At 58.5% G+C, this 26,832-nt stretch carries 25 protein-coding genes; 13 read left to right on the top strand and 12 right to left on the bottom strand.

The window, feature by feature from the left end:
- Positions 1-295: 295 nt before the first annotated feature.
- From IC235_RS11965 to IC235_RS11955, 3 genes are read right to left on the bottom strand one after another with little or no spacing between them, the layout of a single operon-like run.
- Positions 296-1,054 carry a tRNA(His) guanylyltransferase Thg1 family protein gene (locus IC235_RS11965; RefSeq protein ID WP_191005415.1) on the bottom strand — a complete coding sequence of 253 codons (759 nt, stop codon included), beginning with the start codon at positions 1,052-1,054 and terminating at the stop codon, positions 296-298.
- Positions 1,051-1,494, bottom strand: coding sequence for an AAA family ATPase (locus IC235_RS11960; protein ID WP_191005414.1), 444 nt, complete (start codon positions 1,492-1,494; stop codon positions 1,051-1,053). Before IC235_RS11960 ends, IC235_RS11965 begins: the two co-directional genes overlap by 4 nt.
- Positions 1,495-1,551: 57 nt before the next feature.
- The gene (locus IC235_RS11955; protein WP_191005413.1) at positions 1,552-1,797 is read right to left on the bottom strand and encodes a hypothetical protein; all 246 of its coding nucleotides are present in this window, start codon (positions 1,795-1,797) and stop codon (positions 1,552-1,554) included.
- Between the two features lie 98 nt (positions 1,798-1,895).
- Between IC235_RS11955 and IC235_RS11950 the strand changes: the two genes are divergently transcribed.
- From IC235_RS11950 to IC235_RS11940, 3 genes are all read left to right on the top strand, one after another.
- On the top strand, positions 1,896-2,897 hold the full coding sequence (locus IC235_RS11950) for an SPFH domain-containing protein (protein ID WP_191005412.1): 1,002 nt from the start codon (positions 1,896-1,898) through the stop codon (positions 2,895-2,897).
- Between the two features lie 40 nt (positions 2,898-2,937).
- Entirely contained in the window at positions 2,938-4,107 is a 1,170-nt protein-coding gene (locus IC235_RS11945; RefSeq protein ID WP_191005411.1) for a hypothetical protein, read from the top strand.
- Positions 4,108-4,233: 126 nt separating this feature from the next.
- Positions 4,234-5,583: a YfcC family protein gene (locus IC235_RS11940; RefSeq protein ID WP_191005410.1), complete on the top strand. Its 1,350-nt coding sequence runs from the start codon at positions 4,234-4,236 to the stop codon at positions 5,581-5,583.
- A 306-nt stretch (positions 5,584-5,889) separates the two neighbouring features.
- On the opposite strand, the gene IC235_RS11935 is transcribed toward IC235_RS11940, so the two are convergent.
- The 3 genes from IC235_RS11935 to IC235_RS22480 all read right to left on the bottom strand — a co-directional run bounded on the left by IC235_RS11935 (position 5,890) and on the right by IC235_RS22480 (position 10,900).
- Complete coding sequence (locus IC235_RS11935) at positions 5,890-8,202, bottom strand: T9SS type A sorting domain-containing protein (protein WP_191005409.1); 2,313 nt, start codon at positions 8,200-8,202, stop codon at positions 5,890-5,892.
- 1,950 nt (positions 8,203-10,152) lie between these two features.
- Complete coding sequence (locus IC235_RS11930; protein WP_191005408.1) at positions 10,153-10,560, bottom strand: DUF6960 family protein; 408 nt, start codon at positions 10,558-10,560, stop codon at positions 10,153-10,155.
- Positions 10,561-10,774: 214 nt separating this feature from the next.
- Complete coding sequence (locus tag IC235_RS22480) at positions 10,775-10,900, bottom strand: hypothetical protein (protein WP_262892818.1); 126 nt, start codon at positions 10,898-10,900, stop codon at positions 10,775-10,777.
- A 211-nt stretch (positions 10,901-11,111) separates the two neighbouring features.
- On the opposite strand from IC235_RS22480, the gene IC235_RS11925 reads away from it, so the two are divergent.
- Positions 11,112-13,007: an alpha-amylase family glycosyl hydrolase gene (locus tag IC235_RS11925; protein WP_223847244.1), complete on the top strand. Its 1,896-nt coding sequence runs from the start codon at positions 11,112-11,114 to the stop codon at positions 13,005-13,007.
- 172 nt (positions 13,008-13,179) lie between these two features.
- On the opposite strand, the gene IC235_RS11920 is transcribed toward IC235_RS11925, so the two are convergent.
- Positions 13,180-13,809, bottom strand: a complete 630-nt coding sequence (locus IC235_RS11920; protein WP_191005407.1) for a nitroreductase family protein — start codon at positions 13,807-13,809, stop codon at positions 13,180-13,182.
- A gap of 195 nt (positions 13,810-14,004) precedes the next feature.
- Between IC235_RS11920 and IC235_RS11915 the strand changes: the two genes are divergently transcribed.
- The 9 genes from IC235_RS11915 (at position 14,005) to trpS (ending at position 22,437) form a co-directional block, all read left to right on the top strand.
- The gene (locus IC235_RS11915; RefSeq protein ID WP_191005406.1) at positions 14,005-15,843 is read left to right on the top strand and encodes a glycosyltransferase; all 1,839 of its coding nucleotides are present in this window, start codon (positions 14,005-14,007) and stop codon (positions 15,841-15,843) included.
- A gap of 594 nt (positions 15,844-16,437) precedes the next feature.
- Positions 16,438-17,307 carry a DUF4198 domain-containing protein gene (locus tag IC235_RS11910; protein ID WP_191005405.1) on the top strand — a complete coding sequence of 290 codons (870 nt, stop codon included), beginning with the start codon at positions 16,438-16,440 and terminating at the stop codon, positions 17,305-17,307.
- A gap of 71 nt (positions 17,308-17,378) precedes the next feature.
- Entirely contained in the window at positions 17,379-17,753 is a 375-nt protein-coding gene (locus tag IC235_RS11905; protein WP_046246220.1) for an STAS domain-containing protein, read from the top strand.
- Positions 17,754-17,890: 137 nt separating this feature from the next.
- Positions 17,891-18,802 carry a ribonuclease Z gene (locus IC235_RS11900; protein WP_191005404.1) on the top strand — a complete coding sequence of 304 codons (912 nt, stop codon included), beginning with the start codon at positions 17,891-17,893 and terminating at the stop codon, positions 18,800-18,802.
- A gap of 161 nt (positions 18,803-18,963) precedes the next feature.
- The gene (locus IC235_RS11895) at positions 18,964-19,710 is read left to right on the top strand and encodes a queuosine precursor transporter (RefSeq protein ID WP_191005403.1); all 747 of its coding nucleotides are present in this window, start codon (positions 18,964-18,966) and stop codon (positions 19,708-19,710) included.
- A gap of 114 nt (positions 19,711-19,824) precedes the next feature.
- Positions 19,825-20,424: a hypothetical protein gene (locus IC235_RS11890; protein ID WP_191005402.1), complete on the top strand. Its 600-nt coding sequence runs from the start codon at positions 19,825-19,827 to the stop codon at positions 20,422-20,424.
- 65 nt (positions 20,425-20,489) lie between these two features.
- Positions 20,490-20,732 carry a hypothetical protein gene (locus IC235_RS11885; RefSeq protein WP_191005401.1) on the top strand — a complete coding sequence of 81 codons (243 nt, stop codon included), beginning with the start codon at positions 20,490-20,492 and terminating at the stop codon, positions 20,730-20,732.
- A gap of 106 nt (positions 20,733-20,838) precedes the next feature.
- The gene (locus IC235_RS11880; protein WP_191005400.1) at positions 20,839-21,450 is read left to right on the top strand and encodes a hypothetical protein; all 612 of its coding nucleotides are present in this window, start codon (positions 20,839-20,841) and stop codon (positions 21,448-21,450) included.
- A 9-nt stretch (positions 21,451-21,459) separates the two neighbouring features.
- Positions 21,460-22,437 carry a tryptophan--tRNA ligase gene (gene trpS / locus IC235_RS11875; protein ID WP_191005399.1) on the top strand — a complete coding sequence of 326 codons (978 nt, stop codon included), beginning with the start codon at positions 21,460-21,462 and terminating at the stop codon, positions 22,435-22,437.
- Positions 22,438-22,565: 128 nt separating this feature from the next.
- Here trpS and IC235_RS11870 read toward each other — a convergent pair whose 3' ends face one another.
- The 5 genes from IC235_RS11870 to IC235_RS11850 form a co-directional block, all read right to left on the bottom strand.
- Positions 22,566-23,483 carry a hypothetical protein gene (locus IC235_RS11870; RefSeq protein ID WP_223847243.1) on the bottom strand — a complete coding sequence of 306 codons (918 nt, stop codon included), beginning with the start codon at positions 23,481-23,483 and terminating at the stop codon, positions 22,566-22,568.
- Between the two features lie 152 nt (positions 23,484-23,635).
- The gene (locus IC235_RS11865; protein WP_223847242.1) at positions 23,636-24,748 is read right to left on the bottom strand and encodes a CaiB/BaiF CoA transferase family protein; all 1,113 of its coding nucleotides are present in this window, start codon (positions 24,746-24,748) and stop codon (positions 23,636-23,638) included.
- Between the two features lie 8 nt (positions 24,749-24,756).
- Positions 24,757-25,404, bottom strand: a complete 648-nt coding sequence (locus tag IC235_RS22630; RefSeq protein WP_191005397.1) for an RHS repeat-associated core domain-containing protein — start codon at positions 25,402-25,404, stop codon at positions 24,757-24,759.
- A 57-nt stretch (positions 25,405-25,461) separates the two neighbouring features.
- Complete coding sequence (locus IC235_RS11855; protein WP_191005396.1) at positions 25,462-25,989, bottom strand: hypothetical protein; 528 nt, start codon at positions 25,987-25,989, stop codon at positions 25,462-25,464.
- 189 nt (positions 25,990-26,178) lie between these two features.
- A complete protein-coding gene (locus IC235_RS11850; protein ID WP_191005395.1) occupies positions 26,179-26,670 on the bottom strand; it encodes an SMI1/KNR4 family protein in 492 nt (163 codons plus the stop codon).
- Positions 26,671-26,832: the final 162 nt, after the last annotated feature.

Below are 26,832 nucleotides of genomic sequence, written 5' to 3'. Positions count from 1 at the left end.
GCCCAACAAATCGGTGGAACCGTCGGGTCACCGGCCGCCATGGCTTTGCCTCGAAAGAAGCCGACCGCTTGGACTGAGTGACCTTGGAGTCGGAACGTGAAGCGGTAGCACCGCTGAAACCAAGCACAAGCGAAACCAGAATATTATAACAAATATCCTATATTACCGGGGCGGCATTCAGCGCTAAAGGAAATCTCCCTGCCCTATAATAGGTTTGAATAGGATATCAAAAACCAGGCAGGGCAAATACCAGTTGATCGACGTAGACCGGCTAAGGGAGTGAGGACGCTGGTGATTATTCGGCTAGCAATTGCTGAATAAATACGCCGTAGCTGGGTCCTACGGGAAGTTCGTATTCGGTATGCAAGCGCCGGCGCGCTACCAGGGTTGCTTCCTTTTTCAAGGGGTTAACCCCCTGATGCGGCTCTTCCATCCAGTACAGCCCTACTCCCCGCTTCTGCCAGGCGGGCAGGTTATTGAAGTTGATGCCGCGTTGAAACAGCAGCTCGTTTTTGGCCGCGGTACTCAGCCCGCTTACCGCGGCAGTGGCCGCGGCCGGGGACTGCCCTTCGTCACGTAGCTGCCAGTAACAATGAGCATTGAGGGCGTTTCGCAGCGCATCCTCGGCGCGCCAGCGGAAATAGTCGTCCACGTCGCTCAGCCGGGGCAGCTGCGCTATACGGCAGTCAAAGCTGCCGAGGTCGCCGAGGAGCAACGAGAACTTCGCCGAGGCTTCGCCGGCCAGGATGCTGTGATACTTGCGCAGCTTACGACCAAAGGTGTTTTCGGCAGGGTCGAGCAGCAGCGATATTTCGTCGCTCTCGGTAAACCCGTACCGGATCCGAAAACCGCACTGCATCAAATGGGCCACGGTAGCCACCATCAGGTCCCGAAAACGCGCGTCGAAGGGCCGCTCGAAAGGGTGCAGCTCTTTGGTGAGGCGGGTGAATCCCCGCCCATCGAGGCGGGCCACTAGATAAAGGCCCGGCAGCGCGCAATGGTCGTGGGCGGTTTCATATACCCGGAGACGAGCATCAAGGTCGTTAAATTTCATGGTTGCCAAGGTTCGACAACAAATGTACCGTCCGGGGCGATGCGGACGTGGTGTAACTCATCAAATCCCTCGGGGTAGGCGGGCAACTCCAGCCGCGCCCGGGTCCCAAAAATGCCGCGGTCTGGCACCTGCTCCTCGAGCGGGCGGTTACGGTTGCGGGCCACGGCCGCTTGCGTAGCCGATTGAAAGAAGTACCCTACCACATGGTACCCAGCCTGCCGGGCGGGGCCGATGTAGCGCTGCCGGTCGGCAGCGGTTGGGTTGGTGTTGTCGACCACAAATCGGGCTTGGGTATCGAGGCACAGTTCCAGCATGCGCTGCTCCCGGTGGCGGGTGCGCAGCAAATCCATGCTGATGCGGATGTGCGAATTGAAAAAGAACTGCCGGTAGAAGGTACTCTTACCCGTTGCCTGAATGCCGCAGAAAATAATGGCCTGCATGAGAAACTAACGAAAAGCCCGAGTCGCACCTGCCTTTGCCCGAGCGGCACAGGAGCCTTACAGGTTGCTGGGCAGCTGCACCAGGCGAAGGTAGTCGCTCAGCCCAGTGGAGCTTTGGAAGACGTGAATGAAAAGAATGGGTTCCTCGCCCCGGCTGCGCCAGATTTCGGCGTAAAATCCCTCTATTGCGTACAGCGTCAGCACGAAGCTGTCTTCCTGGCGCTCGGCCAGGCAGTGGCCGTGCCGGGCGAGGTACTCGGCCTGGCGGCGCTGGTGCAGGGCTTTGAAGTGGGTGTAGGTCATGAGCAGCACGGGCGGCGCGGAAGCCCGACAAGGCGGGGAGGTGTCAATTTTTCTCCTTAGGTTGCACCAAATTACTACCCTAACCTGCTTGTCTTCGCATGGGCCTCTTCGACTTTATTCGCAACGAGCTGATTGAGATTATCGACTGGGTTGATAACTCAACCGATACGGTCATCTGGAAATTTCCGGACCACGAAAACAATATCAAAAACGGGGCGCAGCTTACCGTGCGCGACTCCCAGATGGCCATCCTGATGGACCAGGGCCGAATTGCCGACGTCTTCGGGCCCGGCCGCCACGTGCTGACCACGGAGAACCTGCCGGTGCTCACCACCCTGCGCGGCTGGAAGTACGGGTTCGACTCGCCGTTTAAGGTGGACGTTTTCTTTGTCGCCACCAAGCAGTTCACCAACCTGAAGTGGGGCACGCCCAACCCGGTTATCCTGCGCGACCCGGAGTTCAAGCAAGTGCGGGTACGGGCCTTTGGCACCTTCGCCCTGCGCGTGACCGAAGCCACCAAGTTCCTGACCGAATTCGCGGGTACCAACTCCCTGGTTCGCATCACGGACGTGGAAGGGCAGTTGCGCTCGGCCATCGTGAACAAGTTTTCCGATACCCTGGCCGAGGCCAACGTGTCGGTGCTCGACCTGGCCCGCAACTACCAGGAGCTGGGCGAGCGGCTACGGCCGCTGCTGCAGGACGACTTCGGCGCCTACGGCCTGGAGCTCACGCGCTTCTACCTCGAGAATGCCAGCCTGCCGGCCGAAGTAGAGGCTTTCCTGGACAAGACTACCCAGATGAGTATGGCCGGCGACATGGGCCGGTTTCAGCAGTTCCAGGCCGGCCTGGCCGTGGAAAAAGCAGCGGAGCAGGAAGGCGGCATTGGCGGGGCCGCCGTGCTGCTGGGCGGGCTGGGCAACATGCTAGGCAACGCCACCGCGCCGGCCCAGGCGGCAGCAACCCCACCGGCCGCCCCTGCCAGCGCCAACCGGGAACAGGTGATGCAGCTGCTGCGTGACTTGGGCCAGCTCAAGGCCGACGGCATTTTGACGGCCGAAGAATTTGACGCCAAAAAGGCCGAGCTGCTGGCGCAGCTATAAAGCACGACCTAGCTCGGTCTGAACCCACCCCCCACCCCTGATGGATCCCGCCACCGAAGCCACCCTCCACCACCTGCGTGAATCTGACTTGCTGCGCGCGCCCTGCTCCAGCTGCGGCTCGCAAATGGTGTTTCAGGCCGATACGCAGGTCTTGGGCTGCGGCCATTGCGGAGCTACCCAAGCGCTGGTTTTCAGCCGCGACCGGCTGACTGAAAACCGGCTCACCGGGTTGTTTATCGCCGATGAGCTAAATCCGGCAATGCTCGCCGAGCAGCAGCTCTTCAGCTGCCCCAACTGTGGGGCCCGCACCCGCATCAATGCCGACCACCCCACCCTCAATTGCGGTTTCTGCGGCAGCCGGGCCATCAACCCCGAGGCCCAGCGCACCCGCCTGATTGAGCCCGCCGGGGTGCTGCCGTTCCGACTGAGCAAGGCCGCGGCTACCGAAGGCTTCCGCCGCTGGATTGGAACCAGCTGGCTGGCCCCCAACGACCTGGCCGCTGCCGCCAACCTGGACAACCTGCACGGCATGTACCTGCCTTTCTGGACCTTCGACGCGCAGGCGCATTCGGACTGGCAGGGCGAGCGGGGCGACTATTATTACGTGTCGGTGAGTAGCACTGATAGCAAAGGAAATAGCGTCACCCGCCAGGAACGACGCACGCGCTGGTCGTTTCGCAGCGGCAGCCACGACTTCTTTTACGACGACGTGCTGATCCTGGCGTCGCAGAGCCTGGCTAAGCAGCAAAAACACGTCGATGAGGTCCTGAACTACAACCTCCAGGAAGTAGTCGACTACGACCCCCGCGTGCTGTTGGGCTGGGAGGCCGAAGTGTACGCCATCGACCTGGCCGAGGGCCTGAATCGGGCCCGCGCCACCATTCACCAGCGCGAGGAAGAAGCCTGTGCTCAGCTGCTGGGCGGCGATACCCAGCGCGGCCTGGAGGTGGCCACGACCCTCAGCAACGAGTCCTTTAAGCACCTGCTGCTGCCGCTGTGGCTCTGCGCCTACACCTACCGGGGCAAGCTCTATCACTTCCTGGTGAACGGGCAGACCGGGAAAGTGAGCGGCTCGCGGCCCCTCTCGTTCTGGAAGGTGCTGCTACTGGTGCTACTGGGCCTGCTGCTGGCCGGCGCGGCCTTTTACCTCTGGGGTGATGCAGATTCGAATAATGTGAATGTAGAAATGTCAAACCGCAACGGATTCTAGCCCTGGGCTTTCACTCTGAACTCTTTGCTAAGCGCGAAGAACCGTAAACCTTTCCTCCACTACCTAATCAGCTTCGGCCTCCTGACGGTCCTTTTTTAAGAGGATAACCGGGAGCGGGAGTCGCCCATGAATACCTTCCGCTTTCCTCACCCACTCGTGCTGCTCGTGGGTTTTATCATTCTGTCCGCCGCGCTGAGCTACGTCCTACCCGCCGGCCGCTTCGACCGCAAACAAGACCCCGTGACCCGGCGCGAAGTAGTGGTAGCCGGCTCTTACCACCGCGTGCCCGCTACCCCGGTGGGTCTGCTCGACATGGTGGTGGACATTCCCAAGGGCCTGGCGGATGCGGCGGGCGTGGTGTTTCTCATCTTCCTGGCGGGTGGCGCCTTCACGGTGGTCGACCAAACGGGGGCCCTGCGCCACGGCGTGGACTGGCTGCTGGCCCGCACCCAGGGCCGCCAGGTGCTGGTGATTCCGCTCATCGGGGTCCTGTTTGCCACCATGGGCGCCCTCGAGAACATGGGGGAAGAAATCATTGCCCTGGTGCCGGTGCTGCTGGTGCTGATGCGGCGGCTCGGGTTTCCGGCCCTCACGGCCGTGGCAGCCAGCGCGGGAGCAGCCTTCGTGGGCGCCTCGTTCAGCCCCATCAACCCGTTTCAAGTGGGTATTGCCCAGAAGCTGGCCCAGCTGCCGCTGCTCTCGGCCGGGGGCTACCGCCTGGCGTTTCTGGTGCTGGCCCTGGCGTTCTGGCTCTGGGGCACCATCCGCCACGCCCAGCGCCACCGCGTGCTGGTGGAGGCCACGGAGCAGGAGCGGGCGGCCGATGCGACCGGCTCCGGCCGCCACGGTTTGGTTCTGCTGCTCCTGCTGGTGGGCTTCAGCTTTTTTGCCTACGGTGTGGTGCGGCAGGGCTGGGGCTTCGAGGAAATGGCCGCCCTGTTCTTCGCGCTGGGCGTGGCGGCCGGCCTGTTGGGGGGCCGCGGCCTCACCGGCACGGCCGAAGGTTTTGTACTAGGGTTTCGCGACATGGCGTTTTCGGCCATGCTCCTCGGATTTGCCCGGGCTATTTTCGTGGTGCTGGAGCAGGGCAACATCGTGGACACCATTGTACATGGGCTGGCCGAGCCCCTGAGCCACCTGCCCGTAGCGTTTGCGGCCCTGGGCATGATGGCCGTGCAAACGGCCCTGCACGTACCCGTACCCAGCGGCAGCGGGCAGGCCACCCTCACCATGCCGCTGCTCACGCCCCTCTCCGACCTCATTGGCCTCTCCCGCCAGGTAATGGTGCTGGCTTTCCAGTACGGGGCGGGCCTGTGCGAGCTGATAACGCCCACCAACGGCACACTCATGGCCATGCTGGCCGCCACCGGGGTGCGCTTCGAGCAGTGGCTGAAGTTCGTGTGGCCCCTGTACCTGGGCCTAGTGGTGCTGGGCATCGTGAGCGTGGTAATGGGCATTACCATTGGCCTGGAATAGGGGCTGGCAATGAGCTTGGCCCAGGTGCTGAGGACTGACAGAAAGCCATTTGAAACCTGCTTTTCCCGGCGCTTGGTCGCCGACACGCTCCGCTTAGTTGGGATAAATAATGCTGCTCAGGCCCATGCATGCGCCAGCTAGCCGCCAGGCGTTGCGACAGCAACAGATTCTCACTCCTGCTATTTTCCACTACCGCTGGCTCCTGATTCAGGCGACAGCTATGCCGCAGCTTTGAGAGGCCTGAAAAGCAACACAGCCTGACTATTCCTAGTCAGGCTGTGTTGCCGCATCCGTATGGGAAACCGCTTAGCGCAGAATTACGAGCTTAGCGGTTTTACTCGTCTTGCTGCCTTGGGCCCGCACCGAGAACAGACCCGAGGCAAGCTGGCCGATGGGCAAGCGTACGGCGCTTTCAGCTTTGGCCGAGAGCGGCACATACTCTGCCAATACTTCCCGGCCGCTCACATCCACGATGCGCACCCAGACCGCCTTTTCCGAGGCGAAGGCCGACAGATCAAGGCTCACCCACTCGCGGGCCGGGTTCGGATACAGCCCCAGACCCGGGGCGAGTGCCTCGTCCGCCGCAGGGGTATTGGCCCCGGCGCTCAAGGGCGTATTCAGCTCATAGGCGCCCAGATCGGGCAGGCCCTGCACATTGTCATCGTAGGGCGGCACGGAAATGCCCTTGTCGATCGCGTCCGTCGCCGTCGGTTTCAGACGGTAGTCACCACCAGCCGCGTCCACGAACAGGGTCGAGAGCACCGTTCCGGCCGCATTGAATAGGTTATTGCGGATGTCTAACAGGTTCGGACTATTAGCGGGGTAAAGAACCAGCGGATTACTTAGTATGTTATTATATACCTTGATGTTTCTTCCCGTATTGGTGGAGTTCAGGGTGATTGCTAAGGCCCCCCTGGCAATACGCCCTCCCCCTGGGGCATGAGCCAGGAAGGTGTTGTTAAAGACATTCACCTCGATACCGGGGTTAATCAACATTGGATTGTCGACCTCGTAAACCACATTGTGGTCTACCGTCGCCCGTATTCTCAATTCGCCATTTGTAGAGCTACCGAAATCGAGGTAGATTCCATGCCGCCGGCCCCCGTATTTAGCATCGGGTAGGGTGTTGTAAATCCGGTTGTGGTCGATTCGAATCCACTGCAAATCTGACCCTACCATATCGATGGCCCCGCTATCCCAGCTCCGGCGCATGAAATCATAGATCTCATTGTGATGGATCCGGTACACGTCCCGAACATCCGGATTGCTGTTCTGAGAATATTTAAAGTTGATGGCCATCATGGTGGTGTTCCAGATCTTGTTATACCCGATCTCGGCATCTTTGCAGATAAAGCCGGTATTCATCGCCCCGGAGTTGGAACACATGTAGTTAGCATCCTGAATCCGGTTGTTAAGCACCTTGATGCCAAAGCCCTGGACGCTCAAGGCCGAAGTGGCCGAATAGCGGATCGTACAGTTGCGAATTGTGTTATTGCGCCCGCTCACCACCATGCCTGTCCAGGTATAGTGCTGGTCCTGCCAGTTGCCGCTCATGTCGGTCTGGTGCGAGGGGTACTCCACGTTCAGGCCGCTGAGGGTGATGTCGTGGGCCGCTTCGATGATGCCGCGGTTGTAGAAGGCATCTTTGTCGGTGGTGATGGCGCAGGCAAACAGGCGAAAGTCCTTGATAGTGTAGCCCGAGCGCGTGGTCGAGCCCCAGAAGGCAAAGTGCCGTCGTTTGGCTTCAATCACGTTCGAGCCCGTGCCCGTGGCGCTCGGCGCGCCCCCGTTGCGTGTTTTCACGTACAGTGTATTGCCGTTTTTCCACCATTCGCCCGGGCCCAGCAGCGCATTCACGCCCCCGGTGGCATTGACCCCGGCCGGGGTCGGATTGAATAAGAAATATTCCGTGCCTTCCCCTAAGCTCCAGGCTTGGTACCCTAATCGGGGTGGTGAGCGAAAATCGATAGTGATGGTATTGCCGCTGGTGGCCACCACGGTGCCCGTCCAGCCCTGCCCGTCGAGATCCAGCCGCGCCAGATTGACCCAGACCTGAGCGCCGACCCAGCGACCGGCGGGCTCGTTGAAGTCCGCATCAGTAATGGTAAATAAGTTGCCCGAGGCGCTCACGGCATCGGCTTTGGCATTGGTGGGCATGACCAGGTCGCTCGCGGTCTGATCGGGCCAGCGGGCCAGCTCCATCATTCGCCCGTCGGCAAACACCTGGTTGGTGCCCCACCGGGCGTCCACGTCCCAGGCCATAGTCGTCTGGTAGGTCGAACCGGCCACCGGGGTCCAGTCCCGCATCAGGTCCGTTCCATTGATGGTCACGCTTTCCCCATTGTAGGGCTGAAACGTCACCCGGTCGGCCTTCAGGTCCACCATTTCGCGATACACTCCGGCCCGAACGTAGACCATATCGCCGGCCACGGCCACGTCCGAGGCTTTCTGGAGGGTAGCATAGGGGGTGGTCAGCGAGCGGCCATTATTGGTGTCGCGGCCGTTGAGGGCCACGTAATAGTCGGTGGCAAAAGCCGGAGCCGTCAGCAGCAGGCAGAGCAACGACAACAGGGCTCGGGCGGGGCGTCGGCCTAAAAGGATAGTTAGTGTGGTATGCATGATATTATTCAATTAAGTGGATCGCGCAGGTAGAGGCGATAAGAATAGTAAGTAGCTGTGAACTAGGATCCACCTCAGAGGAATGGTAGTGTAGGGGTCGGCTCCTGAAGCTCGTAGACAAGTACATCGCGGTCCAGAAAGTGATTATGTTTCATACTCGTAATTGATTAGAGGTTGTACTTAATCGTCTTGACTTCTCTTTTCTTTTATGCCTAACACAACCGCCGTTTGGACTGGTCTATCCCAGCCTGTTTGTCTTCCGCTGTTTAATAATATATTATTTGTAATTCAACACCGCATCTATTTAATTGTTTAGCTTAAACTTACCAAAAGCGTTTTCCAAGCAGACTATGGCGACTCCAATCCCATGACGGGGTTATAAACACCAGGATAACTAGTTACGTGAATCAATAGCACTCACTACGAGTGCCGTGCTCAACAAAAGTCCTACTAGCGGCCCGAAATCTCCTAGTAGTTTACCAAATTACTGCAGTTAAGGAAGGATAACCAACTTGACGACTTTGCTGCCTGGCCCCGAACCCAGAACAAGCCCGAGCAGAGCTGGTTGATGGCTAAGCGCACCGCACTTTCGGCATTGGCTGACGGTGGTATGGTACTCGGCCAAGACTTCTCGCCTACTCACATGCCTGATGCGTGCCCAGACGGCCTTTTTCGGGGTGAACGCCGACAAACCGAGGCCTACCTACCCGCGGGCCGGGTTCGGATCCAACCCCATCCCCGAGGCCCGACCTGCTCCGCCAAATGATTATTGGCCCCCGCGCTTAAGGGCGTGTTCAACTCGTAGGCCTTCAGGTCGGCAAGCCCTGCACATTGTCATCGTACATCGTAGGCTAGCCCGAAGATGCCCTCCTTGGCTTATCACGGCCGAGTCGGTTAGGTGTCAAATGGTAATTATGATTGGCTTCATCCATAAAAAGAGTCACCGTTGCCATTAAAACCAAGTAATGGTCAGTGGCAAAGGCCAAAGTCGTCAGCAGCAGGCAGAACCGTGATAACAGGGTTGGGCCAGTGGCTGGCGTAAGAGGATAGTTAGCATGGTGTGCATGGTATTATTCAGTTAAGTGAATCGGGTAGGTAGATGAAGGATAGAAAGTGGTGTGGACTAGGCCTCACCTCAAGAGGTCGATGGCGTAGGGGCTTGCTCGTGAGGCTCGTGGAAAAGCGAATCACCTTTCAGAAAGTGGTTATGTTCCATAATAGCATTTGTTAAGTGAGTATGGAAATTACTGAACTATTCTACTGAAGTGGCTAATAAACAAACAACAAACTGAAGATCCAAGCTAACGCCAAAATCCTGTTACCAGTTACTCATCCTCATTATTTCCAAAACAGCTATCTGGCCAGACGTGTAAAGAAGCCGGTGGGTCCATCGACGCCCTCGATGATAGTGGCCTGCTACCCCTGGATTGATTCGCAGGTTTGGTTCGGGAGCCGGCAGCAATCAGGTAAGCCGATCGGTGCGGAGCCCCGAAATGATATGACTTTTTATCAGTGCCGCCCTCCTCGGCCAGAGAGAAACCACACTTAGTTTCCGGATACAAGGCATTCCTGCCGCGATAATGGCCCGGTACGTAGCCTACCCGCCTAGTCGCTATAATATCACTTGGCTTAGAATAAGAAACGTAAGCAATAGCCCTTGGGGTACCCAGGCGACCCTACATTTACCCACCTGCAACAGCCGCCGGCTCGCCTCCCAGCGTTCGCGCCATCAGCTCCACCATAGATCCCCCGAATAGGCTGGTGAGCATAGAGTCGGAATAACAGAAAGGCTCGCCCTTATTCGTGGGCGCGGTACTGCTGCGGAGGCCCAAGGACTGACATCGTTATCCATTCCTGGGGCGCCGTCGGAGGCAGGCTTCCTTAGCGGGGATGTTCCAGCCCCTCTAATTACCCTTAATTTATTTGACGTAATGGCTCTGCTGCCTGGGGCTAGTCGGCCCGCAGCTCGGTAGCTTTAAAAATGCGCGGCAGCTTACGCTTGCGCTCCACGATCTGAAAAGAGGCGGTGTCGGTGGCCTCGTCCCAAAACACGTCGGAAACTTGACCAAAATGGCGGTACTGACCGGGCAGCGAGGTTACCTCTTCCACCGAATCGCCGAAGCTAAACCTGGGCTTGTGGTAGATTTCCTTGAACAGCTCAGGCCGCACCAGAAACTGCTGCTCGTCGTAGCGCAGAGTCATCCACTCCCCTTCTTCGTCTTCACTGATTTTCTCGAACAACTTGCCCACTGGCTCCAATAACTCAAAGGAGCGGCGGTTAGCGGGGTGGATGTACCGGAAGCCGTAAGCCGGCGACCAGCTGTAAAGACCAAAAACAACAGGTTTAGGGCGAGGCATAAACAGGCAAAGTACGGGGCAAAGATTACCTGCAAAACCCCAAACCGATGGCCAAAGTTGCGCCTCACCCCCCGGCCCCCTCTCCTTCAGAGAGGGGGAGCCAGGCGAATCCGGTAGATGCATAACCGGCTCCCCCTCTCCCCGGAGAGGGGGTCGGGGGGTGAGGCCCACCCCTGAACAGCTGCTTTCACATTTTGTAAGTGGAGATGCGCGCTCAGTAAGCAGCCGGAGCCGACGTGGCGGGCAGATGCAGGAAAGCGTGGGCCAGCACGCGGTCGCGCAGAGCGGCACCGTCGTGCAAGGCCGTAAAGGAAATGCGGCGCGCCGTTGGGCGGTGCACGAGTAGGTTGGTGGGGCCGGTGGGCTTGACGCGGGTAATAACTCATGAATGGTGCGAATTGGCCGCGCCTATTTTATGGTGCGGCTGGCGTAAAGCACTCTTGGCCGAAAGGACGTGGCCAAATTCCGGGCGATTCCGTATTGCCCGGTTACCTACTGTTCAGTACCGGCCGCATTCCTGGCTGCCTGGGCAGCGGCCAGCCATTCCTTCAATGTCTAAGTCTAACGCCAGTCCCGCCCAGGGCGCGCCGCGCGCCAAATCCTCTCCTTCCGCTACTCGTAAATCCGCTTCGGGCGCGCCCCGTGTGCCCTTGCAGCCGGGCATGGGCGCCGTGCCCCACCCGGCCGGCACCACCTTTAGGGTGTGGGCGCCGAATGCTGAGGCCGTAGCTGTTATCGGCACTTTTAATAAGTGGTCCGCCACGAAAAACCCGTTGCAGCCGGAGGGGAATGGCTACTGGGCCACCGATGTGCCCACTGCCAAACCCGGCGACGAGTACAAGTTTCACCTGACCCACCAAGGCCGCTCGTTCGACCGCAACGACCCTTACTCCCGGCAGGTAACGAACTCGGCGGGCGCCTCGGTGGTACACGACCCGGCCTTCGACTGGGGCGACGACCACTTCCAGATGCCAGCCTGGAATGAGCTGGTGATTTACGAGCTGCACGTGGGTACCTTCAACGCGCCGCACACCGACCGGGTGGGTACCTTCCTGGATGTCGCCGAAAAGCTTCCCTATCTCCGCGACCTGGGCATTAACTGCATAGAGCTGCTACCAGCTACCGAGTTTCCGGGCAGCCGCTCCTGGGGCTACAACCCCTCGAACCCATTCGCCCTCGAAAGTGATTACGGCGGGCCCCAGGCGTTCAAGGAACTGGTCAAGCAGGCCCACCAGCAGGGCATCGCGGTGGTGCTCGACGTGGTGTACAACCACTTCGGCCCCGGCGACCTGGACCTGTGGCAGTTCGACGGGTGGAGCGAGAACGATGGCGGCGGTATCTACTTCTACAATGATTGGCGGGCCCGCACGCCCTGGGGCGACAACCGCCCCGACTACGGCCGCCCCGAAGTGCGCCAGTACATCCGCGACAATGCCCTGATGTGGCTTGAAGAATACCGCGTCGATGGCCTGCGGGCCGATGCCATCGCCTTCATCCGCAACGTGCACGGCGAGGAAGACCCGGGGGCCGAGCTACCCGACGGCTGGAGCCTGATGCGCTGGATTAACGAGGAAATCGACCAGACCATGCCCTGGAAGATCACCATTGCCGAAGACATGCGCGGCAACGCCCACATTACCGAAACGGTGGCCAACGGCGGGCAGGGCTTCGACTCGCAGTGGGACAGCTCGTTCGTCTACCCCATCCGTGAGGCGCTCACTGCCGGCGAGGATGCCGACCGCGATATGCACGCCGTGGCCGGGGCCCTGGCCGAAGGATACAACGGCGATGCCTTCCACCGCGTCATCTACACCGAGAGCCACGACGAAGTGGCTAACGGCAAGAGCCGCGTGGCGGAGGAAATTATGCCGGGCGCCGCCGACCACTACTTCTCGAAAAAGCGCACCACCCTGGGCGCGGCGCTCGTGCTCACCGCCCCCGGCATCCCCATGCTGTTTCAGGGCCAGGAATTTCTGGCTGCGGGTGCGTTCAACGACACCGAGCCGCTGCAGTGGGCCAACGCCGAACACCGCAGCGGCCTAGTGCACCTCTACCGCGACCTGATTGCCTTGCGCCGCAACCAACGGGGGCACACCCGCGGCCTGGGCGGGCAGCACACCCACGTATTCCACATAAACAATACCGACAAGCTGATAGCCTTTGCCCGCTGGGCCGACGGCGACGGGGGCCCCTCCGATACGACCATCGTATTAGCCAACTTCGCTAATCAGACCCACGAGGCCTACACCATCGGCCTGCCCGGCCCCGGCCACTGGCACGTGCGCTTCAACAGCGACTGGCGCGGCTACGATGGCGAGTTTTTAGATTTCGAAAGCTTTGGCGTGGAGGCTGCCGAAGGCGAGGCCGATGGCTACGCCTGGCACGGCAGCATCGGCCTGGCTCCGTACGCGGTGCTGATTCTGTCGCAGGATTTAAAAGAGAATTAAAAATTAAAAATAAAGAATTAAAAAAGGGGGCTAGAGTTCGAACTTTAAGTTTTAATCCCTTTCAAATGAGGGAATAAAGGCAAAAATCAGGAATTAAAAAGGGGTTCTAGAATCGAATTTTTAATTTTTAATTCTTCATTTTTTAATTATTTCATACTACGCCGCCAGGGGGTCAGACGGTGGCTTGGTCGTAGCGCTCCCCGGCCTGCTCGGGCCAGCCGCCTTCGAACACGAACTCGGCCAGGGGCTTACGGGTACGGGGTGCCAGCTCTTTGTCGCGCAGCGAATCGGGCAGGCTGGCGGGGTCGCCGGGATAGCCCAGCGTAAACACGGCTACGGGCTCGTAGCCAGCCGGAATACCAAAAGCCTCGCGCAGCTTATCGGGCGCAAAGCCGGCCATCTGGTGCACTTGCAGGCCCAGCTCGGTGGCCTGAATAGCCATGGTGGCCGTGGCCTGGCCGACGTCGTGCCGGGCCCAGGCATTGGGGTTGTCGTCGTGCGAGAAGGCCAGCTTGGCAATGCTCACGCCCAGCACCGGGGCCTTCTCGGCCCAGACCTGGTTGAACTCGCCCAGGCTGGCGAGGATTTTATCGTACGCCTCGGGGCTGCTGGCCCGGGTGCCCACGAGGTAGCGCCAGGGCTGCTCACCATAACAGGACGCGGCCGACGAGGCCGCGACGAATACCTGCTGCAGCAGGTCGGGTGGTACGGGCTGGGCCGCATAGGCCCGCGGGCTGCGGCGCTGGGTTAGTACCGGCAGAATGGGAGTTTCGAGGGTCAGAAGGTTGGTGGTATCAGCCATCAGAAGCGAGAGAATAAAGGGACTATTGGGCGGCCAACCGGGGCTACGACCCGGTGTTTCGGCCAAATAACCGAATTATTTCCCGCTTGGCGGCCCGAAAATGGCGGCTTGTAGTGGCATCTGAATCCCAATCGGCTTACCTTTCGCCGCGCTCAACCCGCGCCATCTTCCTCTCCTTCCTACTTCCCGCCCCCTATGCAGCCCACGCCCCCTACCCCCGATGCCTTGTTTCCCGACGCCTTGCTGGTGGAAGTAGCCTGGGAAGTTTGTAACCAGGTGGGCGGCATCTACACCGTAATTCGTTCGAAAGTGCCCGCCACCGTGCCGGCCTGGGGCGACCGGTATTGCTTGCTGGGCCCCTACTTCCCGCACCAGGCCCAGGGGGAGTTCGAGCCCTTCGACGATCTGGCCGTGCACACGGCCGCCGACCCGTTTGGGGCCGCCGTGCGCACCATGCGGGCCCAGGGCTACGATGTGGGCATTGGCACCTGGCTCGTCACGGGCCGGCCCCGCGTGGTGCTCATCAACCCGTTTCAGGCTTACGACCGGCTGGGACAGCTCAAAACCGACCTCTGGCAGCGCCACGGCATTCCGGCGCCGGACAACGACGACCTGCTGCACCAGGTTATTGCCTTCGGGCACCTGAGCACCATCTTCTTTCAGCACCTGGCCGCCCAGGTACCGCCTAAGCTACGCCTGCTGGGCCACTTCCACGAGTGGATGACTGGCGTGGCCATCCCCGAGCTGCGCCGGCTGCAAGTGCCCGCCCACCTGCTCTTTACCACCCACGCTACCCTGCTCGGCCGCTACCTGGCCATGAACGACCCCGCTTTTTACGATCACCTCATGTGGGTGAACTGGGAAGCCGAGGCCCGCAAGTTCAACATCGAGCCGGCCGTGCGCATGGAGCGCGCCGCCGCCCACGGCAGCCACGTGTTCACCACCGTGAGCGAGCTCACGGTGCGCGAGTGCATTTACTTGCTCGACCGCATTCCGGACGCGGTGCTGCCCAACGGCCTCAACATCGAGCGCTTCGTGGCCCTGCACGAGTTCCAAGTGATGCACCAGAAGTACAAGGCGCAGATTCACGAGTTCGTGATGGCCCACTTCTTCCAGTCTTACGCTTTCGACCTGGACAAGACTTTGTACCTGTTTACCTCGGGCCGCTACGAGTACCACAACAAGGGGTTCGACCTGACCCTGGAAGCCCTGGCCCGGCTCAACTACCGCCTTCAGCAGAGTGGCCTCGAAGGCCAGGTGGTGATGTTCTTCATCACCAAACGGCCTTTCACCAGCATCAACCCGCAGGTGCTGGAGCGCCGCGCCATGCTCGACGAAGTGCACGAAACCTGCCGGGCCATCGAGCGGCAGGTGGGCGAGCGCCTGTTCTACGCCGCCGCCGCCAGCCAGGACCACAAGCTGCCCGAACTCAGCTCCATGGTCGACGACTACTGGCGCCTGCGCTACCGGCGCACCTTACAAAGCTGGAAAACAAGCTCCCTGCCGCCCGTCATCACCCATAACCTGGTGAACGACCAGGACGACGACATCCTGAACTTCATGCGCCGGGCGCAGCTGCTCAATCACCGCCACGACCGGGTGAAAATGGTGTACCACCCCGATTTTGTGTCGCCCTCCTCGCCCCTGCTGGGCATGGAGTACGGCCAGTTCGTGCGCGGCTGCCACATGGGCGTGTTTCCCTCCTACTACGAGCCCTGGGGCTACACCCCGCTCGAATGCGTGGCCCGCGGCGTGCCAGCCATCACCTCCGACCTGTCGGGCTTCGGCGACTACGTGCTGCAAACCATCCCCGACCCCGAGCAGAAAGGCATTTTCGTGGTGCATCGCCAGGAAAAATCCTTCGACGAATCGGCCGAGGAGCTGACCGAGATGCTCTGGCAGTTCGTGCTGCTCAATCGGCGCGAGCGCATCATGCAGCGCAACGCCGTGGAGAGCTCCGCCGAACTGTTCGACTGGAAAAACCTGCGCGTACACTACGACCGGGCCTATGCCCTGGCCTTGGAGCGGCAGTAAGCGAAACTTTGCCGGTTGATCTCCCTCAACGATGCTAGCCAAGTTTTTAGAGACCTTATTGGATTCTCGGGCCTATTCGCCTCAGGTTCAAGCGCTCTGGGGCCTGATTACAATAATGGCTGGGGTCGTGCTCTTTGCGCGAGCTGAAAAGAAACCCACTCACGCAGAGGATCTAGCCGTAGCAAAGAGCCTCTCCTACTGCGGAGTGGTTTGGCGAAAAGAGCCAGATGACCGAGGTCGCACTCAAGTGTGGGTGACCACAACGAAAGAACCGGTTCAGGCATATAACCTGGTTCTAGCATATGACTTAGAGGAATTCTATCAACAAGCCGCTTTCACTCGACTGGTCAAGGAGATGCCTGACAATATGTTCCCGTACGACTTAGCTCAACCGTTTAGTTTACCATTACAGGCACATGTGGGGGATAGCATTATTAAAAAGCCGAATACATTGACCGTAAGACTAGTGCGTGGCGATAAGTCGTATTACTTCCGGTATAAGTGCCCTTATCATAATTACTTACTTTGAAAGGACTCGGCTGTTTCATTTTTAGTTATTAAGCTCTCCCAGAGCTATTCCCTCTCATAGATCAGGTGAATCCAAAGCTGCTGATTGGCCCAATTATTCTGAGTGCTGGGGTCGCCCTGGCCCACGAGTTTTGGCTCGAAGCCCCCCGCTTTCGCCTCCAACCTGGCCAGACGCTCAGCATCCGCCCCTTCATCGGGATGGACTTTAAGGCGGAACCCTGGACCAATAAGGCGGCCAAAGTGTTGCGCTTGGTGCGCTACGGCCCCAACCCGGCCGATTCTACCGACCTCACCCCGGCGGCGGGCTTCGCCCCTACCGATACTTTCCGAACGGCCTTTTCTTTCGCGCAGCCCGGCACCCACGTCGTGCTGCTGCGGTCTACTAACTCCTTTATCGAGCTGCCCGCGGCGCAATTCACGGCCTACCTGCGCGAAGAAGGCCTCGACTATCCGCTGAAGCTCCGCCAGGAGCGCGGCCAGGAAGCAGCAGCCGGCCGTGAAACGTACCGCCGTTGTGCTAAAGCGCTCGTGCAAGTGGGTGAGGCCCGCGCCGTACCCGCCGCCACCGACAGCGCCTACCGCCGCGTGTACGGCCTGCCGCTGGAGCTGGTACCCGAACAGAACCCCTACCGCCTAGCTGCTGACCAAGCCCTGACCGTACGCGTGCTGCGCGCTGGCCGACCAGCCGCTGGCGCCGCCGTGCAGGTGTGGCAGCGCCAGCCCAGCGGCTTGCCCACCATGCATTTTACGACGCGGGCCAACCAAAACGGCCGGGTGCTGTTACGTTTATCCGGGCCGGGGCCCTACCTGCTGGCTACCGTCGGCATGAGTGAGGCCCCCGCTAACCTGCGCGACCGCGCCGATTGGCAATCAACCTGGGCCTCGCTCACGTTTGCCGGACCACCCGGCACCGGACGGCGAGCAACAAAACATTAGCCTGCTTCGCCCAAGATTTTGGGTTTTTTCTTTACCTTCGCCGCTCTCTTACCCCTCTTGCCTAACGCTGTATGAAGTACACGATCGATAAAAAAGAAAGCTACACCATCATCACCATTGAGGAGAAGAAGCTCGATACCACCGTTGCGCCCGACCTCAAATCGGAGTTTGTGAAGCTGAACGCTGAAGGCATTAACAACCTGATTCTCGACCTCACTAACGTGAAATACACGGATTCGTCCGGCCTCAGCTCCATCCTCATCGCCAACCGGCTGTGTAATTCCACGGGCGGCCTGCTGGTGCTTACCGGCTTGCAAGACCACGTGCTGAAACTTATCACTATTAGCAAGCTGGAGTCGGTGCTGCACATCCTGCCCACCGTCGAAGAAGGCATCGACCGGGTATTTTTGCACGCCATCGAGCGCGATTTGACGGATAAAGAATAATTTTTTAGCCTCGGCTGTTGGCTGTTAGCGGTTGGTTTTCGGGCTGACGGCTAACAGCCTTTTATTTTCTTCCCATCCGAAACCTGGTTCCTGGTGAGTTGCCAGGCTCCCTGTTTCACCCATTCCCACCGTCCGTCTTGACTTTTGAACTGAAGATTTTGGGCTCCGCCTCCGCCACGCCAGTTCAGGCCCGCCACCCCACGGCCCAGGTACTTACGGTGAGCACTAACAACTACCTGATTGATTGCGGCGAAGGTACCCAGTGGCGCATGCTGGAGCATCGCATCCGCCCGCACCATCTGCGCGCCATTTTCATCTCGCACCTCCACGGCGACCATTACTTTGGACTGTTTGGCCTGCTGAGCACCATGCACCTGCAGGGCCGCACCCAGCCGCTGCACATCATCGGCCCGCCCGGCCTCAACGAGGTGCTCACTACCCAGGCCCGGGTTTCTGACATGCACATGGGCTTCACCGTGGATTTTACCGCCGTCGATACCGAAGCCCACGCCGTGGTGTACGAGGACGCGCACCTCACCGTGTCGTCGTTGCCCATGCGCCACCGCATTCCGTGCGCCGGCTACCTGTTTGCGGAAAAGCCTCGGCGGGCCAAGCTGCTGAAGGAGAAGCTCCCCCCGGGTCTGCGCCCCGAGCAGTTGGCGCGCCTCGCCCAGGGCGAAGACCTGCCCGCCGACGACCAGCAGCCCGGCGTGCGTCATGCCGACGTGGCGGGTCAGCCCCCGGCGCCCCGCCGCTACGCCTTCTTCTCCGACACGCTCTACACGCCCGCCCTGGCCGACCTGATTCGCGGCGTCGACTTGCTCTACCACGAAGCCACGTTTCTGGAAGAGCTCAAGGAGCGGGCCGCCCAAACCCACCACAGCACTGCCCGCCAGGCCGCCCAGCTCGCGCACGATGCCGGCGTGAAGCAGCTGCTGCTGGGTCACTTCTCCAGCCGCTACAAAGCCCTGGAGCCCCTATTGGTCGAAGCCCGCGCGGTATTCCCCACCACCGAGCTGGCCCTCGAAGGGTTGAGCGTGAGCCTCTAGCTTCTGCCAGGAGGGTTCGGCCTGCTTCGTTGCTACGCTACTCGCTGGATGGGCTAAGGCTCTCTTTTTGGCAGGGGTCTACCCAAAGCCCCGGGCCTGGTTAAACCTCCGCCCTATTTTCAATGGTTCTCCAACGGAAAGTTGGCTTACTTTACCCTAATATGTCTACCTTCTCCAACAAGAAACAGCAGCTTTACCTCGTCCTGAGCGGTATTTTTCTGGTTAATGCACTGCTGGCCGAAATTATCGGCGTTAAGATTTTTTCGGCTGATAAGCTAATGGGCCTGCCCGGCAGCCTCACGGCCGGCGTGCTCATCTGGCCCGTGGTGTTTGTGACCACCGACGTCATCAACGAGTACTTCGGCAAGGCGGGCGTGCTGCGCATCAGCTACCTCACGGTGGTGCTCATTCTGTTTGCTTTCGGCGTTATTTACCTCACCACCAAGCTGCCCCCGGCTGATTTTTGGCTGGATGTGAACAAGACCGACGACCAGGGCCGGCCCTTCAACATTGATTTTGCTTACCAAAGCATTTTCCGCCAGGGCCTGGGCATCATCACCGGCTCGATTGTGGCCTTTGCGGTGGGCCAGGTGCTGGATGCCACCATCTTTGCCGCCATTCGCAAGGCCACCGGGGGGCGCTTCATCTGGCTGCGCGCCACGGGCTCCACGCTGGTTTCGCAGCTGGTCGATTCCTTCGTGGTGCTGTACGTGGCGTTTTACGTCTTTGGCAATTGGTCGCTCGAGCAAGTGGTTTCGGTGGCCAACACCAATTACTGGTACAAATTCGCGGCGGCCCTGCTGCTCACGCCGGTGCTCTACCTAGCACATTACCTGATTGATAAGTACCTGGGCAAGGACGAAACCGCCGAGCTGCAAATAGAGGCAGTAGAAAACGTAAGCGTTTAAAGGCAACTTGCGCGCGGCGGCTGGTGGCCAGTACTTTTATTTCATATTTTCTTTCTACCTTTATTTCTCTATCTAGCCTATATTTTCCTCTTTAACCTATATTATATTTATCCTATGCGTTCTCTGCACGTATTATTTATTATTGGGATGCTGCCTTCCATTAGCTTTGCTCAGAAGGGCTTTACGCCAGGCACTTATGAATTAGTCGATGGAACAAAAGGTGAGGGCGCCCTTAAGTACTCATCCGGCTCGGGGGCGGAACTGGTGGCGAAGCCCGCTGAAAAAGGCAAGAAGCTCACGTTCTCTCCGCAAGAGGTAAAATCCTTCCAGACTGCCGACCGAAACTTTGTGTCGGTTCATGATTTTATCGTCGATAGCGGGCTGCCCATGACAACGAAGATGCTCATCAAGCATGATTTTGCCGAGGTGCTGGATACCGGGCGGGTCGAGCTTTTAAGCTATTCGTTGCCGATGTTAACCAATAAAGCCGGTGAAGCCCGTCCGTCTGGCGATGCTTTCTCCACTGGCTGCCCCCTTATTCGGCAGCGCGGCGGGCCCCTGACCGGCGTTCCGGTCGTGGCCAAGAAAGCCCGCCCTATTATTGCATCCTTCATCAAAGACCGCCCGGATTTGGTGGAGCGTCTCAACAAGGAGCCCTACACGGCCGAAACCATTCGGGGTATTATCCGGGCCTACAACGCTGGGCCCAAATAATACCTCACCCACCCCCATTCTTACCGGCATTCCAACCGCTGCCTGCCCCACCCGGACGGCCTACTGTGGCTATTCTCCCGGCCAGCGAGCTGTCAGCAAACTCGTCCATTGAGTCGCTGCCTTTCATCGCTGACTTACACTCGCTCAACCAGGTAACTTCGGGGCCAACACCAATTATTGGCCCCAATTTTGGGGCCCGGCTGCGCAGGCCGGTGCTCTACTTGGCGCATTACTCGATTGATAAGTACCGGGGCAAGAACGAAACCGCCGAGTTACAAGTTGAGGCGGTGGCGGAGGTAAGCGTATAGGCTACTCACCTTATAGCTGGCCAAAGCTGGGGCGTATTGATGAATGAGTCGTAGCCTTACCCCGTGGCCTGCCGCGCGGTCATCTATCTAACCTTATTTTTTCTCTATGAAATTGTTTAAAGTCCTGCCGGCGCTAACAGCTTTCCTGCTGCCCGGTATGGCAATGGCGCAGTTTAATCTGGCCCTGGGCACCTACGAGCTCGCCAACGGGTCCAAAGGCGAGGCGGAGCTGAAACTGGTTTTGGCCCAGGAGGGCAAGCCGACGGTAGTAATGGGCGTGAAGAATGGCAATAAGCGCACCTTTCGCACCAGTGAGATTAATGCCTTCACTATTGATAACCACAGTTTCATTACCATTAAGGATTTTCGGTTCCGCAGCGGGTCCGATGCGGACTTCAAGGATCCCGTTTTGCTGGAAATCCTCGAAACCGGTCCGGTTGAGCTGTACTACTATTACTACCTGGTCGAGATGGGGCCTAACTTCAAGGCGCACGCCAAGCTGCCCGTACTCCGCAAGACCGGCACTAATGTGTTCTTTGCCTACAGCCCCACCCGTACGCCGGGCTTTGACCAGAAGTTAGCCCCCGGTACCTTTGTGGCGGCCCTCTTCCCGGCCGACCCCGTGCTGCAGCGGAAATTTGCCATCAACGGCATTCCCCACGCGCAGCTGCGGGCCGCCGTGCACGCCTACAACGAAGGCGTGCGCTTACCTCGCTAGCCTTCCTTTATGTCCCGCATTCTCACCGGCATTCAAAGCACCGGCCGCCCCCACCTCGGTAACCTGCTCGGCGCCATCCTCCCGGCTATCGAGCTATCGAAAAACCCGGCCAACGACTCGCTGTACTTCATTGCGGACCTGCACTCGCTCACCACCGTGCGCGACCCTGAGCTGCTGCGCCAGAACACCTATGCCGTGGCCGCCGCCTGGCTGGCCTGCGGCTTCGACACCGAGCAGAACCTGTTTTACCGGCAGTCGGACGTGCCGCAGGTAACCGAGCTAACCTGGTACCTGAGCTGCTTCACGCCCTACCCCATGCTGGCCAATGCGCACTCCTTCAAGGATAAGTCCGATCGACTATCGGAAGTGAACGCGGGCTTGTTCACCTACCCCGTGCTGATGGCGGCGGACATCCTGCTCTACGACGCCGAAATTGTGCCCGTGGGCAAAGACCAGGTGCAGCACCTGGAAATTGCCCGCGACATTGCCGCCGCCTTCAACGCCCGCTACGGCGAAACGCTGGTGCTGCCCCAGGCCCGCGTCGACGCCCAGCTGATGACCATCCCCGGCCTCGACGGCCAGAAAATGAGCAAGAGCTACGGCAACATCATCGACGTTTTCGCGCCCGAAAAGGAACTACTGAAAACCGTCAGAAGCATTATCTCGGATAGTACCCCGCTGGAGGCACCCAAAAATCCCGATACCGATACCACCTTCAAGCTCTACTCCCTGCTGGCTACCGCCGACGAAACGGCCACCATGCGGGCCAATTACGAGGCTGGCGGCTACGGCTACGGTCACGCGAAGCAGGCTCTGTACGAGTTGATTTTACAGCGTTTTGCGGCCGAGCGCGAGCAGTTCAACTTCTACTCCAGCAACCTGCCGGAGCTCGACGCCAAGCTGGCAATCGGGGCCCGCCGCGCCCAGGAATACGGCGCCGAAGTATTAGCCAAAGTGCGCCAGAAGGTGGGCTACGGGCGCTTATAACCCCAGGTTCGGTATCCCCATCGTCCGGCTCCCCTCTCCTGAGGCTTCGCGCCTCCAGCGAACCGGGGTCGCCCCGTAGGGGTCCCGTGAGGTGCCCACGGCTGCGCCGCGAACACCGGAAGACGGTGCTAATACACCTGTTCGTGCGAGAAGCTGAAGCCCACCTTGCTACCGCGGCTTACCTGCTGGTTTTCCAGCTTCTGCTTGACGCTGATTTTTTGAATCTCGGGTAGCGGCGGGGCAATCAGGTCGTTGTTCACGGCAGCAATCATGGCACTCTCCACGAAGAGGCGCATCATCTCGGGCGTAATCAGGTTGTCCGACATGTCGTTATCGGGCAGTTCGAGCTGCTGGACGCCTTCGAGGAAGTAATGATTGTTGATGTTGACCAGCAACCGGCCGACCAGGTAACCCGGGTCGTTAAGGCGCTGGTATTTGATGCTGTCGGCCATGAAGTTATAGGCCATGATGTGGCCGAAGAACCGCCGCCGGAAGTCCTCGTTCACGTAGGCGCTGCTCATGGGGCCGTAGTCGTCGGGAAACGTGACGATGTTGGAGTGCATGATGAACACCAGCAAATCGCCCGAAAACTTGATGTGAAACTCCATATCGTTGATGGACCGGTACTCAATCAGCACGCTCGAATCCAAGGGTGTGAGCTTGCGGCTGAGCTCCACCACCAGCTCCTGCGACACCAGGCGCAGGCAATCGAACGCCATCTGGGTATTGCGAAAAATGGCCTGCTTGGCCGTGGATTTCTGCTTAAGCCCTTCGAAGATCTGGTCGAGGCGGTCGGCCGGGGCCTCCGTGGGTGAGCCGGCTTCGGCAGTGGGCAGGTTATCGGTAGCGGTGGCGCCCCGGTGGCCGGTTTCGGGTTCGGCCGCCGCCGAAGCCGCCGGTTCGGCTTTATTGGCCCTGCGGCTCGGCGCCGCTTTGCGGGCGGCCTTCTTTTTAGGCGGAGCCGGCGCGGCTGCCGGAGCAGGAGCCATCCCCTCGGTGGGGGCAGACGGCGCGGGCTCGGTGGTTTTGGGGGATGACTTAGCCATTCGATAAAGAAGTGGCGCCTCTGAAATGAGCAGCGCCGGAGCAGACCACGAAGATAAGCGCAACAGCAGACCCAACTGCCACTTTATTGCGGTAAAATAAGCGTACGAAATGCGTTGCCGCCCTGGTTTCGGCCGCTGCGGGCCGCTCTTTTTCAGGGAAGCGCGGGCGGGGCACTCAGCTGAGACAGCACCGGCCACTCCGGGCTACGGAAGGCCACCGTGCGCAGCCCCGCCCGAATGCTGCCGGCGCCGGGCAACAGCATGGGCTGGGCTGAAGCCTGGCTCAGAGCCTCGCCCACGGTACGCACCGCCCCGGCGGGCACTGCCCGACGCGCCAGCTCAGCCAGCAGCTCGTCGCCGTTTACGGCGGCAATGTGCTCGGTGAGCAGGGCTTCGAGCGCGGCCCGGTGCGCCACCCGGGCCACGTTGGTTTGAAAGCGGGCGTCGTCAGCCCAGACGGGTTGGCCCAGGGCAGCGCACAGCTGGCGGAACTGGCCATCCGAGCCCACGGCCAACACCAACTGGCGGCCATTGGCGGCGCGGTACACGGTGCCATACGGTACAATGCCCGGGTGGCCCGAGCCCAGCGGCTGGGGGTCGTGCCCCGTCACGAGGTAAGTCGCGGCCTGATTAGCCAGCGCGGCTAAGGCACTATCCAGCAAGCTAACGTGCACCAAGGCCCCGCGCCCGGTTTTTTCCCGTTGCAGCAGGGCCGTAAGCAGCCCTTCTTTGAGCTGGTGCGCGGCCAGCATGTCCACCATAGCCACGGGCATCTTTTGGGGCGGCTGGCCGGCTCCTTCGGTGTTGAGGTACATGAAGCCCGCTTCGGCCTGCAGCACGGCATCGTAGCCGGCGCGGGCTTCATCGGGGCCGTAGCCGGTAAGGTGGCCGTAAATCAGGCGAGGGTTCTCCGCGGCTAAAGAGGCGTAGTCGGCACCCAGCTTCTCGGCGTCGCCGGGCTTGTAGCTCGCCACCACCAGGTCGGCAGTGGCGGCCAGGCGACGGAGCGTGGCGTGGCCAACGGCGGTGGTCAGGTCCAGCACCACCGTTTTTTTGCCCCAGTTGGAAGCGGTGAAATACGCCGAAACCGATGCCTCGCCGGGAGCCTGAGCCGCTTCGGCCGCGGTTTTCCAGGTACGCGTGACGTCGCCGGCGGGGCTTTCAACTTTCAGGACTTCAGCGCCCAGCTCCGCGAAAAACTGGCCTACCTGCGGGCCGGCCAGCACCGAAGCAAGCTCAAGAACGCGTAGGTGAGCGAAAGGCAAGGGGTTGGTCATACCAGGTAACGGGGGTTCTTTCCGTCAGGGTCGGCATGGCCAACCGAATTGTTAAGGCAGTAATTATACGGGCTTTGTGAAATATAGGAAGCTACATCAGCGTCGATTCCTTGAAAGCAGCCTAGTTGAAAATCATAATACTGCGGATTATAATCAGCTAGACTAAGGCCAAACTCATCGACTTTCTCTTGCCCGGTGTACTGCTCCTTTCTATCAGTGGCACTGGTGAGCTCGATTTCTGGCAGGTTCTGGCCAAAGGGGTCGTAGTGGTTTTCCTGCTGGGTAAGCACGGGAAACACCTCGGCCTGTAGGTCGTCAAACCAGGCGTTGGTGGCGCTGGCGTTGGCCAGGTACACCTGCACATACCCCCCCTCCCTGGCCCGAAACCCCTGCTGCAACTGCTGCCACTCCGCCTCCCCCGTAGCCGATAACGAGCAGGTGGCCCGCTTGACCAGCACACTGTCTTGCGTGTATAGCTCATAGGTTAAGCTGGCTTGCGGCGTGGCCTGCGGTTTGCCCCACAGCCCCCGCAGCTTCTCCCAGGCTACGGCCACCCCGGCTGTGATCGACGGCAACCACCGCCGTTGCCCGGCCGGCCGGTTATCGGGACCACTGCTGCCGGCCGTGCCCAGGCTGCCGCCCACAGCCTGCCCCAGGTCAGAAGTGAGCCCCCGGGTCGTACAGTATCTAACACTCTTTGTCTACTGGACAACAAAATAAAAAGTATTGCTTGTCATGGCACTTGCAGAATAAGGTGTTTTATTTATAAATACATTGCCAGAATATTCAGCCTGAACCTCATATTTACCATAAGATATTTTTGAAAAATATTTTTCTATTGGGTAGGAAAACACTGTACTATATTTGCTATTCGGCTTTATAGAGACTAACTCGTTAAGATTACTTAAAATAGGCTTGATTTTTACAGATGGCACTAGAATGCCATTATTTTTTAGTATCAGTTGCGTCGATGCAGAAAATTTAGGATCGCTAATTAAAAGAGGTGTATCAGTTTGATTAATTGCATCGAGTGAAATCATTATACTTCTCTCATTTAAGGAGAATATCTTCTTTGCAATGTGTATTTCAAGTCTGAGTGGTACTTTAATTGAATCTATAACGGTATTTCTCACTAAACGTTGAGAAAGTATTTTTTGGGGTTGTGCAATACATTTGTAGTGTGACGCTACACAAATTATAAAGAGCACAAATTTCAAAACAGAATTCATACTATTAATTAACAAGAGTTAGCTTATGAGACAACCTCACTGTGAGCAGTTGTTATCGAAGCAATTTAACGAGTTTCTCCTAGATGTCACAATAGCTAAAATTGAGATGAATAATCATTCTATAAATTATTAAAAATCAAATATTTACCCCTAAATGAATGTTTATCTGATGCGAGCTTTGATAAATATTTATTCCATCTTGTAATTATAAATGACATCATCATCATCCATATAATGGTTCAGAAAAGTTGAAAGCCTGTCGCATAAAGGAGTTAGGCTGTCAGTCGTAGGCATTATACATACGATATATTGAGAATCAGTGGACCATGGGAAAACGAAGGCGTATTCCCATGATAATTGCATGTAGTCGCAAAAAGGCAAAACGTTCACATGGATAGTCTGAAATTCCTGCCCGTCCCATATTTTATAATTCCCTCGCTTAATGTGCATCATTGCTAATTCCTTGAATGAAAAACCCTCTTCGTCAGTATCATGCGGATAAATAGAAGGCATTCCATCGAGTAAACTGTAAAAACAGGATATATCTTCTGGCAATTTGACGCCATTTTCATCTTCAAAATGCTTTATGAACTCAACTGTGTTAAACGAAGAAAAGATGGAACGTTCTTTCCAGTAGAGTGATAAATGATTCAGGACAGTTGGTAGTGAAGAGTCAATCATGGCCACATTCTTATAGTTGCTCCTAGGAGTTATTTTCTAGGCGCCATTACTTGGTTGTTTAAGTATTTACCTCCCTCAACTAATCTAGCAGAGTATTCAGTAATTAAGTTCTGTACTTTCGTTTTGGTAAGGCCCTATTCTATCATTTTCTGCACTTGCCCT

The organism is Hymenobacter montanus (assembly GCF_014699115.1).
Lineage (GTDB): Bacteria > Bacteroidota > Bacteroidia > Cytophagales > Hymenobacteraceae > Hymenobacter > Hymenobacter montanus.
This window is presented reverse-complemented; position numbering and strand designations above follow the sequence as displayed.

What these genes read in the sequence shown, in the direction of transcription:
- IC235_RS11950 (WP_191005412.1), top strand. Translation starts at nt 1,896, where the DNA reads ATGGGCCTCTTCGACTTTATTCGCAACGAGCTGATTGAGATTATCGAC.
- IC235_RS11905 (WP_046246220.1), top strand. Translation starts at nt 17,379, where the DNA reads ATGAAGTACACGATCGATAAAAAAGAAAGCTACACCATCATCACCATT.
- IC235_RS11850 (WP_191005395.1), bottom strand. Translation starts at nt 26,670, where the DNA reads ATGATTGACTCTTCACTACCAACTGTCCTGAATCATTTATCACTCTAC.
- IC235_RS11925 (WP_223847244.1), top strand. Translation starts at nt 11,112, where the DNA reads ATGTCTAAGTCTAACGCCAGTCCCGCCCAGGGCGCGCCGCGCGCCAAA.
- IC235_RS11890 (WP_191005402.1), top strand. Translation starts at nt 19,825, where the DNA reads ATGCGTTCTCTGCACGTATTATTTATTATTGGGATGCTGCCTTCCATT.
- IC235_RS11935 (WP_191005409.1), bottom strand. Translation starts at nt 8,202, where the DNA reads ATGCATACCACACTAACTATCCTTTTAGGCCGACGCCCCGCCCGAGCC.
- IC235_RS11870 (WP_223847243.1), bottom strand. Translation starts at nt 23,483, where the DNA reads ATGGCTAAGTCATCCCCCAAAACCACCGAGCCCGCGCCGTCTGCCCCC.
- trpS (WP_191005399.1), top strand. Translation starts at nt 21,460, where the DNA reads ATGTCCCGCATTCTCACCGGCATTCAAAGCACCGGCCGCCCCCACCTC.
- IC235_RS11855 (WP_191005396.1), bottom strand. Translation starts at nt 25,989, where the DNA reads ATGAATTCTGTTTTGAAATTTGTGCTCTTTATAATTTGTGTAGCGTCA.
- IC235_RS11895 (WP_191005403.1), top strand. Translation starts at nt 18,964, where the DNA reads ATGTCTACCTTCTCCAACAAGAAACAGCAGCTTTACCTCGTCCTGAGC.
- IC235_RS11965 (WP_191005415.1), bottom strand. Translation starts at nt 1,054, where the DNA reads ATGAAATTTAACGACCTTGATGCTCGTCTCCGGGTATATGAAACCGCC.
- IC235_RS11940 (WP_191005410.1), top strand. Translation starts at nt 4,234, where the DNA reads ATGAATACCTTCCGCTTTCCTCACCCACTCGTGCTGCTCGTGGGTTTT.
- IC235_RS11915 (WP_191005406.1), top strand. Translation starts at nt 14,005, where the DNA reads ATGCAGCCCACGCCCCCTACCCCCGATGCCTTGTTTCCCGACGCCTTG.
- IC235_RS11955 (WP_191005413.1), bottom strand. Translation starts at nt 1,797, where the DNA reads ATGACCTACACCCACTTCAAAGCCCTGCACCAGCGCCGCCAGGCCGAG.
- IC235_RS11945 (WP_191005411.1), top strand. Translation starts at nt 2,938, where the DNA reads ATGGATCCCGCCACCGAAGCCACCCTCCACCACCTGCGTGAATCTGAC.
- IC235_RS11960 (WP_191005414.1), bottom strand. Translation starts at nt 1,494, where the DNA reads ATGCAGGCCATTATTTTCTGCGGCATTCAGGCAACGGGTAAGAGTACC.
- IC235_RS11930 (WP_191005408.1), bottom strand. Translation starts at nt 10,560, where the DNA reads ATGCCTCGCCCTAAACCTGTTGTTTTTGGTCTTTACAGCTGGTCGCCG.
- IC235_RS11880 (WP_191005400.1), top strand. Translation starts at nt 20,839, where the DNA reads ATGAAATTGTTTAAAGTCCTGCCGGCGCTAACAGCTTTCCTGCTGCCC.
- IC235_RS11920 (WP_191005407.1), bottom strand. Translation starts at nt 13,809, where the DNA reads ATGGCTGATACCACCAACCTTCTGACCCTCGAAACTCCCATTCTGCCG.